The 13,367-nt window shown below is 45.9% G+C and carries 13 protein-coding genes; 1 reads left to right on the forward strand and 12 read right to left on the reverse strand.

Translation table 11 applies throughout. The features are described from left to right. Position 1 precedes the first annotated feature (1 nt). Positions 2–1,300 carry an NADP-dependent isocitrate dehydrogenase gene (gene icd / locus B9Y93_RS17785; RefSeq protein WP_085496555.1) on the reverse strand — a complete coding sequence of 433 codons (1,299 nt, stop codon included), beginning with the start codon at positions 1,298–1,300 and terminating at the stop codon, positions 2–4. Between the two features lie 160 nt (positions 1,301–1,460). After that, on the reverse strand, positions 1,461–2,573 hold the full coding sequence (gene citZ, locus B9Y93_RS17790) for a citrate synthase (protein ID WP_085496558.1): 1,113 nt from the start codon (positions 2,571–2,573) through the stop codon (positions 1,461–1,463). A 355-nt stretch (positions 2,574–2,928) separates the two neighbouring features. On the opposite strand from citZ, the gene ytvI reads away from it, so the two are divergent. Then, positions 2,929–4,044 carry a sporulation integral membrane protein YtvI gene (gene ytvI / locus B9Y93_RS17795; protein WP_085496851.1) on the forward strand — a complete coding sequence of 372 codons (1,116 nt, stop codon included), beginning with the start codon at positions 2,929–2,931 and terminating at the stop codon, positions 4,042–4,044. 103 nt (positions 4,045–4,147) lie between these two features. On the opposite strand, the gene B9Y93_RS17800 is transcribed toward ytvI, so the two are convergent. The 10 genes from B9Y93_RS17800 to B9Y93_RS17845 all read right to left on the reverse strand — a co-directional run bounded on the left by B9Y93_RS17800 (position 4,148) and on the right by B9Y93_RS17845 (position 13,294). Next, positions 4,148–4,540, reverse strand: a complete 393-nt coding sequence (locus B9Y93_RS17800) for an FxsA family protein (RefSeq protein WP_085496560.1) — start codon at positions 4,538–4,540, stop codon at positions 4,148–4,150. A gap of 18 nt (positions 4,541–4,558) precedes the next feature. Next, on the reverse strand, positions 4,559–5,074 hold the full coding sequence (locus B9Y93_RS17805; RefSeq protein ID WP_085496561.1) for an acyl-CoA thioesterase: 516 nt from the start codon (positions 5,072–5,074) through the stop codon (positions 4,559–4,561). 140 nt (positions 5,075–5,214) lie between these two features. Further along, positions 5,215–6,642 (reverse strand): pyruvate kinase, encoded by a 1,428-nt coding sequence (gene pyk, locus B9Y93_RS17810; protein ID WP_085496563.1) that lies wholly within the window; start codon positions 6,640–6,642, stop codon positions 5,215–5,217. 169 nt (positions 6,643–6,811) lie between these two features. Beyond that, a complete protein-coding gene (locus tag B9Y93_RS17815; RefSeq protein ID WP_085496565.1) occupies positions 6,812–7,765 on the reverse strand; it encodes an acetyl-CoA carboxylase carboxyltransferase subunit alpha in 954 nt (317 codons plus the stop codon). Continuing rightward, positions 7,755–8,639 carry an acetyl-CoA carboxylase, carboxyltransferase subunit beta gene (gene accD, locus B9Y93_RS17820; protein WP_085496567.1) on the reverse strand — a complete coding sequence of 295 codons (885 nt, stop codon included), beginning with the start codon at positions 8,637–8,639 and terminating at the stop codon, positions 7,755–7,757. The genes B9Y93_RS17815 and accD overlap by 11 nt, the downstream gene beginning before the upstream one ends. A gap of 123 nt (positions 8,640–8,762) precedes the next feature. After that, on the reverse strand, positions 8,763–8,951 hold the full coding sequence (locus B9Y93_RS17825) for a glutamate decarboxylase (RefSeq protein WP_085496570.1): 189 nt from the start codon (positions 8,949–8,951) through the stop codon (positions 8,763–8,765). 162 nt (positions 8,952–9,113) lie between these two features. Continuing rightward, on the reverse strand, positions 9,114–9,617 hold the full coding sequence (locus B9Y93_RS17830) for a phosphatidylglycerophosphatase A family protein (protein WP_085496572.1): 504 nt from the start codon (positions 9,615–9,617) through the stop codon (positions 9,114–9,116). Positions 9,618–10,096: 479 nt separating this feature from the next. Further along, positions 10,097–10,969 carry a carbohydrate ABC transporter permease gene (locus B9Y93_RS17835; RefSeq protein WP_085496574.1) on the reverse strand — a complete coding sequence of 291 codons (873 nt, stop codon included), beginning with the start codon at positions 10,967–10,969 and terminating at the stop codon, positions 10,097–10,099. A gap of 21 nt (positions 10,970–10,990) precedes the next feature. Further along, complete coding sequence (locus B9Y93_RS17840) at positions 10,991–11,848, reverse strand: carbohydrate ABC transporter permease (protein WP_085496576.1); 858 nt, start codon at positions 11,846–11,848, stop codon at positions 10,991–10,993. Positions 11,849–11,962: 114 nt separating this feature from the next. Continuing rightward, entirely contained in the window at positions 11,963–13,294 is a 1,332-nt protein-coding gene (locus B9Y93_RS17845; RefSeq protein WP_085496578.1) for an ABC transporter substrate-binding protein, read from the reverse strand. Positions 13,295–13,367 lie beyond the last annotated feature (73 nt).

Here is a 13,367-nt window from a genome sequence, read left to right on the forward strand (position 1 = left end):
ATTAGCTTAAGTGCTTGATAATCTCATCTGCGAATTGAGAACATTTCAACTCTTGAGCGCCTTCCATAAGACGAGCAAAGTCATAGGTCACGGTCTTATTGTTAATCGCCGCTTCCATGCCGTTATAGATAAGGTCTGCTGCTTCCTGCCAGCCAAGATGCTCAAGCATCATAACACCAGAGAGGATGACAGAGCCTGGGTTTACAACGTCTTTGTCTGCATACTTAGGAGCTGTGCCGTGAGTTGCCTCAAAGATCGCATGTCCTGTAAGGTAGTTGATGTTCGCACCCGGCGCAATACCAATACCGCCTACTTGTGCAGCTAGAGCATCAGAGAGGTAGTCTCCGTTCAGGTTCAATGTTGCAATCACATCAAAGTCTGTAGGGCGAGTCAACACCTGCTGTAGCGCGATGTCTGCAATCGCATCTTTGATCAGAACCTTGCCGCTAGCAAGCGCATCGGCTTGAGCGCGATCAGCCGCTTCTTGGCCTTCTGCTTCCTTAATGCGGTCATATTGCCCCCATGTGAAGGTCTGCTCAGCGAACTCCTGCTCAGCGACTTCATAACCCCAGTTCTTGAACGCACCTTCTGTAAACTTCATGATATTGCCTTTGTGAACGAGCGTAACGCTCTTGCGGTTATGCTTGATCGCATACTCGATTGCTGCACGAACAAGACGCTTCGAGCCTTCAGAGGAAACCGGTTTAATTCCGATACCGGACGTTTCTGGGAAGCGAATCTTCTTCACACCCATCTCCTGCTGCAAGAATTCGATCACTTTCTTGACATCATCAGAGCCAGAAGCATACTCGATGCCTGCGTAGATATCCTCTGTGTTCTCACGGAAGATAACCATATTCACAAGCTCAGGACGCTTCACTGGAGACGGAACGCCATTGAAATAGCGTACAGGACGCAAGCATGTATACAAATCAAGTTCTTGACGAAGCGCGACATTCAAAGAGCGAATTCCACCGCCGATTGGCGTTGTCAAAGGTCCTTTGATCGCAACGATATATTCTCGAATCGCTTCAAGTGTGTCGTTAGGAAGCCACTCGTTAAAGGTGTTGAACGCCTTTTCGCCAGCAAATACTTCATACCAGCTCAGCTTGCGCTCACCGTTGTAAGCTTTTTCTACTGCTGCATCCAGCACACGCTTCGATGCGCGCCAAATGTCACGACCCGTACCGTCACCTTCGATAAATGGAATGATCGGGTTAGTTGGCACCTGAAGCTTGCCGTCTTGAATCGTAATTTTCTCGCCTTCCGTTGGCGGGGAAATCTTTTCTAATTGAAGCATATGCAATGTCCTCCTAATAAAGTAATAACTAGATCAAAGCAAGAACTCCTAGCACGACAGCCATTGGCGAGTCGCCATATAAGCCACATACCTATTGTAGCAATCTGACATTTCCAATGACAACCTTTTTTGAGAATTCCAGCTGAGATTCCTTCAAATTTTAGCGTTCTTGAATAGAGGTAAAGATCTGGCCAGCTGGCCCGACGTATTCAGCACGAGGGCGAATAATGCGATTGTTCTCATACTGCTCAAGAATATGAGCCGTCCAGCCGCTCATGCGGCTAATCGCAAAGATCGGCGTGAACAGATCGCGAGGAATCTCAAGCATCGTATATGTGGAAGCGGAATAGAAATCCACATTCGGCTGCAGGCCCTTCTGTCCTGTAACAAGCTCTTCAATGCGTACGCTCATGTTGTACAGCTCCAAATTTCCTTTTGCCTTGCCAAGCTCTTCTGACATCTTCATCAGATGCTTAGCACGCGGATCGCCATTTTTGTACACACGATGGCCAAATCCCATAATCTTTTCCTTGTTATTCAGCTTCTCCTGAATATAATCATCCACTTGATCATAGGAACCGATCTCTTCAAGCATGACCATTACCGCTTCATTGGCACCGCCATGTAGAGGCCCCTTCAACGTGCCAATCGCAGATGTAACGCCTGAATAAATGTCAGAAAGCGTTGCGACCGTTACACGAGAAGAGAAAGTGGACGCGTTAAGCTCATGGTCAGCATGCAGGACAAGTGCTTTGTCCATGGCATCAACGGCGCTGGCTTGCGGCTCCTTACCTTTGAGCATGTACAGAAAGTTATAGGCAATGGATTGACCTGCAACCGGTGCAATCGGCTCAAGTCCCTCGCGAATACGAGAATAAGCAGCAATAATCGTAGGTGTCTTCGCTTGCAGCTTGATTGCCTTCAGCAGATTCGCTTCATGACTCATGTCATTCGCTGCATCATCATACAGCGCAAGAGCAGATACAGCCGTCCGCAGAACGGCCATGGTATTGGCATCTTTAGGGAACAGCTTCAGTGTGTCGATTATGGAAGATGGGAGCTCCACATGCTCGCCAATCTGAGCCTTCAACCCAGCAAGTTCGTTCTCATTAGGAAGCTTGCCGTACCATAACAGATAAATGACTTCTTCAAACGTGGCAAAGCTGGCAAGATCATCAATGTTATAACCACGGTATGTTAATACGCCATCGATAATGGAGCTGATCGATGAGGTGGCTGCAACAATACCTTCAAGTCCCTTTGTTGCTGTCATCTGCCTATCTCCCCTTTACACATGTGTTCTTTCTTATTAAGCAAATCCGATGTATGCGCCTACAAGTTTGTCACAATTCGATGAAAAGGAATGTTTTACTAGTTAAATTGTAATGGAATTTGTCGTTCATGGGAACGAGGAATATGCAAAAAGTGGATAGAAATGCTTTATCACTGGCATAATAAAATGATTTCAATCACAGTTAAACCCTTTATCCGCAAATTTTTTCCAACTTCTTAAGGGTCAAATATCAAAATGTTAACCATATTGCTCATCCCAGCTGCATATATATGTAGCAACTTGTCCGCAGGCTAAATTCCCCTGCCTACGAATCGACTCTGGAGGGGTGAGCGACATCCATACAATTAAATGGTCTCGATTCTTACGTGTTCTTTTTATCGTATGCCTATCTCTTGCAATCTTTGCTGCTCTCTATGTTATGGTTCCACTGCTATACCCATTTATCTTGGCTTGGCTGATTGCACTACTCATGAATCCGTTGGTAAATGGCATGCAGCAGCTTTTTCGCTTTCCGAGATGGCTCAGTGTCACCGTCGCACTAGGACTCTTCTTCTCCGCCATGCTGACCATTACGGCCGCCGCCATCACGCGAATTGTCAAAGAGATCATCAGCTTATCCTTCTCTATTCAGGATTATCTCGATCAATGGCGCGAGCTGTTCATGCATATGCTGGAGCAAGAAGAGGTGCAAAACCTTCTTTTCGCAATCAACTCGTTATATTCAGACAACCCGAATCTTCAGGATACGATTAATGCAAACATTGCCAAAACAGCCGAATCTGTTACCAATACCATTACCACACTCGTCAGCGGATTATTGAACAGCATTGTGCTTATCCTATCCTCATTGCCAAATATCGCAACCATTACACTCGTCGTGCTGCTTGCAGCCTTCTTTATCAGCAAGGATTGGAAACGGTGGCTTACCTTAGTGAAATCCGTTGTTCCAAAAAACATGCACAAACCGATTCAAACCATCTGGGCTGATCTTCAAAAAGCGTTGTTTGGCTATTTGCGTGCACAATTTATTCTAATATCGATTACAGCCGTTGTGATCACAATCGGGCTAATGATGATCGGAGTGGATTATGCGGTGACGATCGGCATGCTGATCGGTATTGTAGATTTGCTGCCTTATCTCGGTGTAGGTGCAGTGATGGTGCCGTGGATTGCTTACTGCTTCATAACAGGGGACGCCTCTATCGGTATAGGACTGTCCATATTGTACGGAATCGTCCTCGTTGCAAGGCAGGTAATGGAGCCTAAGGTGCTTGCCTCAAGCGTTGGGCTTGATCCTCTATTAACGTTAGTGGCGATGTTCGTTGGACTAAAGTTGTTTGGGGTATTCGGCCTAATTATCGGCCCTGTCTCACTAGTGATAGGTGCTGCCATCCATAGAGCCAACCTATGGGGAGATCTGCAGCGGTACATCATCTATGGGCGGCGATGAACCAAACGGAGCTTATACAGCTTACAATAATGCTTATCATATGCTAAAAAGACGGAGAGCAGGATCATTGCATCCTCTCTCCGTCTTATTGCTTGCTTAACAGTTAGAATCTTCGAAATGTGATGATCTTGCCATCCTTCATCTTCTTCTCAATCCACTTCAATACAAAATGGCGATAGAACGGTCGAGTCAAGGGAAATACGAGTGTAAAACCTACAATGTCTGTAAAAAAGCCTGGGGACAGGAGCAGCACCCCTCCTGCAAAAATACAAACCCCCTCAATAAATGCACGCCCAGGCACTTGACCTGACTGCATCTGGCTCTGGGCATCCTTAAACACTTGTGTTGCTTCATGCCTAACAATGATTAATCCAATCAATCCCGACAAAATTACAAAAAAGAACGTATTCCACCCGCCAACCCAATCACTCATCAATATGAATCCATAGATCTCGATTGCCGGTACAACCGCTAGCAGCAAAAGTATCCAGATCATCCGTTCCACGCACCTTCCTTACTTCTTACTTTCTTCATTTGAAGAGACCTGCTTCAGCAAGTCCCAGATCTCAGGATGTTCTCGATCAAAGCGCTTCGGACGCCAATCTGCTCCTACCCAGGCAAGCGTCGTCTCGCCTTCGACCAACCATTCTCCTTTCGGTTCATTCACCCATCCTACTTTGCATGGCTGCTCTTCCGCTTCTTCCGGAACGCCAACCACTACCGACTGGAAGGTCATTCGTATCGGGGTTAGTCTTGTCAATCTCGTATACACGATGACCTCATCATCATAACGTGCCGGGTGATGATAGCGCACATGAAGATCTACAACAGGGAGCAATAGCCCCTGTTCCTCCAACTGCTTATAGGATATGCCAAGTGCTCTTATCCATTCTGTACGTCCAACTTCGAACCAGGTTACATAATTTCCGTGAAAAACGACTCCCATTCGATCCGTTTCTTGGTATCTAGCCCTGAAAGGATGTCCATACCAAGGGTTATGCGCAGATGGAATGAATAATGCTCGTTCCATTCAGAATTCTCCTTTCCCGCACTTCTTCATGCCTCATACCCACAATGAACCTCCGTATATGCAACAAGAGCAATGGCTGTTCACCATTGCTCTTGCGTGCTATGCATTATGCATCTATGAAGGTTCGTAAAGATCAATGCTTAGTTGCAGCTCTTGCCAACAACGTCCACTTTAACCAAGTTCGTAGAACCTGCGCATCCAACTGGAACGCCTGCAGTGATGACAACCACGTCGCCATCGTTTACGATACCTGTTTGTTTGCCGCCTTTAGTCGCAACTTCAAACATTTCGTCTGTAGAGTTTGCTTGCTCTCCTTTAACAGGAACAACGCCCCAAGAAAGCGCCAAACCACGCATTACATCTTCGGAAGCTGTTACTGCAATAATTGGAGCCTTCGGACGATATTTAGCTACCATACGAGCCGTATAGCCGGTTTGTGTGGAGCTGATAATTGCTTTTGCGTCTAAATCCAATGCTGTATTAGCAACCGCTTGGCTGATTGCGTCAGTAACGGTAGTTTGCTGCTTCAAGCTTTGCTTCGTGAAGATCTCACGATACTCAAGAGCAGATTCCGTACGCTCAGCGATACGAGCCATTGTCAAGACAGATTCAACTGGGTATTTACCAGCAGCAGTCTCACCAGACAGCATGATTGCATCTGTGCCGTCGAAGATCGCATTTGCAACGTCACTTGCCTCTGCACGAGTTGGACGCGGGTTGCGCTGCATGGAATCCAGCATTTGAGTAGCTGTGATAACCGGCTTGCCAACCAAGTTGCATTTTTCGATCATCAATTTTTGCGCAAGAGGTACTTCTTCAGCTGGAATTTCTACCCCGAGGTCACCGCGCGCTACCATCAAGCCGTCAGATACTTCAAGGATGGAGTCCAAGTTGTCAACGCCCTCTTGGTTCTCGATCTTGGAGATGATTTGGATCTTCGCATTGTGCTCTTCAAGAAGCTTGCGAATTTCAAGAACGTCGCTTTCCTTGCGAACGAAGGAAGCAGCGATGAAATCAACGCCTTGCTCAATACCAAAGCGGATGTCATTCGCATCTTTTTCAGTAATACCTGGCAAGGAGATGCTTACGCCTGGAACGTTAACACCCTTCTTGCTCTTGATTGTGCCACCGTTTACAATTTTACACTTGATCTCTGTACCTTGAATATCAACAACCGTAAGTCCGATCAAGCCATCGTCGATCAAAATTGTAGATCCAACTTGAACATCACTTGGCAAATCTGTATATGTAACCGAAATACGGTCTTTATCACCAAGAATCTCTTCTGTTGTCAATGTGATGAACTCGTCTTGAACCAATTCAATCGGCTCAACAGCAAGCTTGCCTGTACGAATCTCAGGACCTTTAGTGTCCAACAGGATCGCTACAGTCTTGTTCAATTCAGCTGCTGCTTGACGAATGTTCGTGATGCGCGCACCATGCTCTTCATAATCTCCATGTGAGAAATTAAGACGTGCAACATTCATGCCTGCAGCGATAAGTTGTTTCAACTTCTCCAAGGATTCACTTGCTGGTCCAATCGTACAAACAATTTTCGTTTTACGCATTTACGGTTTCCTCCAATTGTGAGCTCTCTAGTATCTCTAAAACGGAACATACGCAATTGTTCTCATTAAGATAATTTACTATAGACGGTTTCATTTGTATATGAGTATCGTCATATTATAAAGTTTTTCCAGCTATTTCGCGGTTTATGAGTACCATTTCAAGTCATTTTCACTCTTGAAATTGACCGATTTGTCTAAATTTGTTATATCGGTCCTCACGCAGCTCATCAGGCGTCATCTTAAGCAGTTCGTTGAGGTGCTTCGTCAACGCTTCCTTCAAGAGGAGAGAAGTCGCCTCCACATCCTTGTGAGCTCCGCCTTGAGGTTCTGGAATGATGTCCTCAATCACGCTCATCTCGAGCAGATCCTTAGCCGTGATCTTCATTGCTTCTGCTGCCTGATCTGCCTTGCTCGCATCCTTCCACAGAATGGAAGCCGCACCGTTTGGCGAGATTACGGAATAGATGGCATTTTCAAGCATCAGAACACGGTTACCGACGCCTAGCGCCAGTGCTCCACCACTGCCGCCTTCACCAATAACCACGCAAATAATCGGAACTTTAAGCATCGCCATATCCCTTAGGTTGCGGGCGATCGCCTCTGCTTGTCCTCTTTGTTCAGCTGTATTGCCCGGGTAGGCTCCCTTCGTATCAATCAGGGTAATAATTGGACGATTGAACTTATCCGCTTGGTACATCAAACGAAGCGCCTTGCGAAAGCCCTCTGGATGGGGGCTGCCAAAAAAGCGGGCAATATTATCCTTCGTGTCCTTGCCACGCTGGTGACCGATAACGGTTACGGGGACTCCATTCAAGCGTGCAATCCCGCCTACAATCGCGAGATCATCGCCAAATAGACGATCCCCATGAAGCTCCACGAAGTCGGTAAAAATATGAGAAATAAAGTCCAAAGTCGTTGGACGTTGATGATGTCGGGCCAAATGCATCTTCTGCGAAGGGCTGATGTTCGTATAGATCTCCTGCTCAAGCTTCTTGTAGCGCTCTTCCAGACGAGCAATTTCTTCAGAGAAGTCAATGCCCTTCTCCGATCCAAAGCGCTTCAATTCGTCAATCTTCTGCCTGAGCTCTGATAAAGGCTGCTCATAAGGTAGCTCATTCTGCATGGGTCACCTCTCCTTTCACCGTGTGCAGATCAATCAGCTTCGCAAGGGTTTGCTTCATGTCCTTGCGATGTACAACCATATCGATCTGACCATGCTTCAGGTTGAATTCCGCCGTCTGGAATTCATCTGGCAGCTTCTGGCGTATCGTCTGCTCAATGACACGGCGTCCAGCAAAGCCAACCACCGCTCCTGGCTCGGCAAGGATAATATCGCCAAGCATCGTAAAGCTGGCGGTAATGCCGCCAAACGTAGGGTCTGTAATGACGGAAATATACAAGCCGCCGCTCTCATGAAGCTTGCCAAGCGCTGCGCTTGTCTTCGCCATCTGCATCAAGCTCAGAATGCTCTCTTGCATTCTTGCGCCACCTGAGGTGGAGAAGATGATGAGCGGATACTGCTTCTGGATAGCCATCTCGATGGCGCGGGTAACCTTCTCACCAACGACAGAACCCATGCTGCCTGTGAAGAAATCCGCGCTCATAACGGCCATAACCACAGGGAACCCGCCTATCGTGCCCTCGCCTGTAATAACAGCCTCATGAAGTCCTGACTTCTCATGCTGCTGCTTCAGCTTCTCCACATAGCCCGGGAAGTTCAACGGGTCAGCAGACGTCATCTCGCTGTCATACTCGAAGAAGCGTCCATCATCTAACGTCATGCTAATACGCTCAAACGCATTAAGACGCATATGATGATCACATTCAGAGCATACCTTCAGATTCTTCTCTAGTTCCTTGAAATATTGAATGTTTCCACACTTCGGACATTTGTTCATGATACCCTCAGGTATCTCTCGCTTCGGACGATTATGGTTATCACGCACGGATGGAACCGTGGCATACTTTTTCTTTTTTTGAAATAAGTCTTTGAACACCCGTTACACCTCTCTGAGCGTGATATGTATTGATGCTACATTCATAAGCATCAACTGTATGTCCTACACCCGGACAACAAAAATCGGCTGTCTGAACAACCTTCTGTTCAACAAGCAGCCGGATTACGCATGCAAAATCGAATTAAGAACTTCCTGCACTTCTTCAACTTCCCCGGAAGGCACAAGCACCTCAAATTGCTGCTTCGACTGATGAATCGCACGCATGCGCACCAGGAAACCTTCTTCCGTCAGTCTGGCAAGAATCATATCTGCGATTTTGGCAGTCGGTGCGATGTAGATAACTGTCCACATTCGCGTGTGACCCCCCTAACGATCCTTCAAAAGCTCATGTATAATGCCATAATGATAACATAATTTACAATTTAACCGCAACCAAGGATAAAGGAAAGTCATCCCTAAGATGACGGGAATTGCTATTGAAATTCAGCCGCACCTTCAACTCGACTGGACAGATTACGGCAGCAGAGAATCATATCGGTCGTATACGTTTGCTTTCTCATTCTGATGAGCGATTCGCGAGGATGCGGCAGCGGCTATGCCAGCTACCAAGTCATCTAAGAACACATGGACATGGCTCTTGCTGTTATTGAGGCCATTTAGCACCCCAACCTTCGCTTTATCCAGATAGCCAAAGCTCGTCAATCCGATCATGCCATACATGCTCGTAATGCCTAACGCTAGAGTCTCATCGACCCCATACAGCGATTCATCCTCCGTCAGCATCGATTGCAGCGGCTCTGGCAGCTGCTTGCGCTCGGCTAAGACATCAAGCGCAATTCCTGTCATGAGCGTATACTGCACCTCTCGCTTCCTTAGTACGGCCTTCACACTTTCCATGCAATCATCTATCCGCAAGACATCATTATAGGGCTTTTGGAGCTCATAGACAATGTCTGCGATTGATTCTAACGTTACCCCGCGCTGCTCCAACCACTTTGCTGCTGCATCATAAGTCATGAGACGTCCTCCTTCACTGGCACTCCTAAAGGGTAGTTCTTATGTGTATGCGCCATATGAAGAATTGGTGACACGATTCATGAAAGTTAATAAAGATGGAAATATATGCTCAGATAGATGGGAGTTATTAGAATGCTCTCTATTAAAATGAACTTTTATTTGAAGATAAACGCTGATCCTATCATGCATAGCATTCAATGAAACATCTATTTGCTTAGGCAAGCTTACCGTTTCGATGGAGTCAATCTCTCTTCTTGCTGCGAACCTCCTTATGGCATAAATTTACGACTCTTTTTCATATCATTTACATTTTTATAGGATTCATATATTTATAGTTGGTTTAACATTTTTTTGTTGTAAACAGACAAGGACGCCTTATCTGCAAGTTGTACATACAACTTTGTTATCCAGAAGAGGCGCCTTATCTAGGGATTATGCTGTTACAATGTCCATCTCGTAGGCAGAACGAAAGTGGACGTTTATCCTTTAATTGCTCCTTCTGTCAGACCCTTCTCAATATACTTGGATATGAACAGATAAACGAGCAATACCGGAATCACCGTTAAAGATACTGCAGTTGCCATCAAGCCAAAGTCAGTTCCGTACTGGGAGCTGATCTCATTCAGCAAGGCAACAATCGGACGAACGTTCTCTTTATTTACGAAGATAAGCGCAGAGAACAAGTCATTGTAGGACCATAAGAATACGAAGATACTTGCGGAAGCAAATACAGGCTGAGAAATGGGCAGAAACACTTTCGTAAACATCTGCCAGCGGTTGCATCCGTCAATGAAAGATGCTTCCTCCAATTCCTTAGGAATCGTCGCCATGTATCCTGCAATAATGAGCGTAGCAAACGTCAAGTTGCCAGCTGTTTGAGGCAGGATCAGCCCCAAATAGGTGTTAACGAGCTTCGTATGAATCAAAAGCTCATATACAGGCACTACCGTCGCGAACGCTGGAATCAATAAGGTTGCATAAAGAATCGAATAGATCGTTCTCTTGCCGCGGAATTGGAACCTAGACAGAACATAGGCTGCCAAGCCGCCGAATAGCAGTACCAAGAATACGGTACTAAAGGACATGATCAAGCTGTTGACATAACTCATACCGATGTTCATGCGATCAAATGCATTCATATAGTTGGTTAGCACTGGACTCCATGCGAAAGCAAAGGAGTCATTCATGACGTCACGAGACATCTTAAAAGAGTTATTGACAATCCAGAACAAAGGATAGATTGTTGTTAAGGCCCACGCGATTAACACGACATGCATCAAGGTGGTGCCTAAACTAAACCGTCCTGACTTCACTCGCAAAGTTTTATGTGCAACGACTTTGGTTGGCTCCATCACTGTACACCCCTATAATGCTTAGTATGTTATCTCATCTCTCTTCAACAACCGGTTGGCTACGAGCGCCAAGATGACCCCGAACACCACCATATATATCGCTATTGCGGAACCATAACCGAAGTTCTGGTCCACCATTGCTTTCTTATACATATACGTGCCAAGTACTTCTGTTCCGTTCTGACCCTTGGTGATAACCCAAATGAACTCAAATACTTTCAGAGTACCTGTAATAGCCAACGTAATGACGACCTTAATATCGCTCATAATCAAAGGTATGGTAAGCAAAAAGGTCTTCTTGACTCCTGTAATCCCCTCAAGCTTCGCTGCTTCGTAATAGTCTGAAGGAATCTTGGACATGGCTGTCAGGAACAAGACGAAGTAGAATCCGACATAGTGCCATACCGTTGGAATCGCTACTGCTCGAAGCGCGTTGCTCTCATCAAGCCAGAGGATCTTCTCAATGCCAAAGCCCGCTAGCAAATTATTCAGCAATCCAAAGTTGTAGTTGTAAACGAGCACGAATAACAATGAAATCGCCGTACCGGAAATAACTACTGGGAAGAAGAATACGGTTCGATAAAAACCTTTAAACTTGCTGATATTGTCTACTAGTACTGCAAGCAATAAAGCAATACCGACTTGGAACACGATAACATAGAGCATAATCTCTAAAGTGTGCAATGTTGCCGCACCGAGCAACTCGTCGGTAAAAAGTCGCTTGTAATTATCCCAGCCAATAAACTTCTTGTCGAAAAACCCGGTCGTTCTAAAGAAGCTGAGATAAACACTTTTGAAGAACGGGTAGTATAGAAAGACCGACATGAACACCGCTGCTGGTAGCAAGAACGTGAAGATATATTTGCGGTCACCCTTCATAACGTATCACCTTTAATGGTTATTTTTTACTGCATTCATCTCCAAATGACTACGCCGCCCGAGTACTGGAGGGCGGCGTACGTCACATTTAATTCAACCGTTGCTAATCAAAAATTAATTTTTGTTAGCATCCTCAGTCTTCTTCGCGTCTTCAATCGCTTCTGTTGGCGTCTTCTTGCCTGTTACAACCGGTTGTACGTTTGAACGCAGGTTAGAGAACGTTTCTTGAGACACCTTGCTGTCTACTGGAGAGCTGATGGAATCAGCTTTTGCCGCCATAGCAAAACCATCAAGTGCAACTTGTGCCAAGCCTGTTACTTCAACATCAGCAGCAGGAGTACCGCCATTTGCAGTTGCGATCTTTTGAATGCTCTCTGGAGAAGTCAAGAACTTCAGCAATTCAATCGTCGTGTCTTTCTTCGCAGCATCGTCATAAGTCGCTTTGGAGAGGTAGAAACCAGTGCCGAAGCCACCTACGATATCGTTACCGCTGCCTGCACCGCCAGGCACAGCAGGGAATGGAATGACTGTAGAGTTGTTGCGTGTCTCTTCGCTCCAACCGCCAATTGCCCAAGATCCTTCAAGAATCATTGCGCCAAGACCTTCGCTGTAGTAGTTTCCAGCCATGCTGAGGTCGATTGTCGCTGCATCTTTAGGGAATGCACCGAGATCATACAGTTCTTTCATTGCTGCGTAACCTTTTTCCCAGTTTGGATCAACGCCGTCAATCAAGCCTTTAGCTTGGCTCTCAGGACCTGCAGCAGACAAGATTGCGTGCTCGATCAAGTAGTGGGATTGGTCGAATGGTACAGACAATGGAATGATGCCTTTTTCAGACAATTTGGTTACAGCTGTTTTCAGCTTTTCCCAATCTGTCGGAAGCTCCAAGCCATTTTCTTCGAAGATCTTCTTATTCACGAACAAACCTTCGTAGAAACCAGTCAATGGTGCAGCATAGATGTTGCCGTCTTTTTGTCTAGCAAGCTCAAGTGCACTCGGAATAAATCCGTTTTTCCAATCTGGGTTGTCATCAAGGATTTGGTTCAGCGGAACAACTTTGCCAGCGTTTACAAATCCTTCAGCGTCCGTACCGATGAAGTAGAAGAGCAAGTCTGGCTCATTGCCAGTATTCATATCAGTGTTAACTTTCGTTCTGAAACCGTCATCATTTGCAGACATCGTATCATTCTCGATCTTAACGTGCGGATTCTTCTCAACAAACTCATCCAGAACGCCTTGGAACGCTTCACGAGCAGCGTCCGTACCGCCGAAAGTGGAGAATACACGAAGATTAACCGGATCTTTCTTCGCTTCTGTGCTCGTTTCTGTACCGGATGATGTCTCGCCTTCTTTAGAAGGCGTGCTGGAGTTATTGCTTCCGCATGCTGCCAAGAACATGGAGAACAACAACATGATACTTACGAGTAGCAATGAAGATCTTTTCATTTTTTAATAACCCCCTAGCTCTATTTTTGCTGCTTTAGTTGTGTTTGACCTACTTCCAGTCTAGTTCACAGAT

The organism is Paenibacillus aquistagni (assembly GCF_900177815.1).
In the GTDB taxonomy this organism is placed as follows: domain Bacteria; phylum Bacillota; class Bacilli; order Paenibacillales; family Paenibacillaceae; genus Paenibacillus_B; species Paenibacillus_B aquistagni.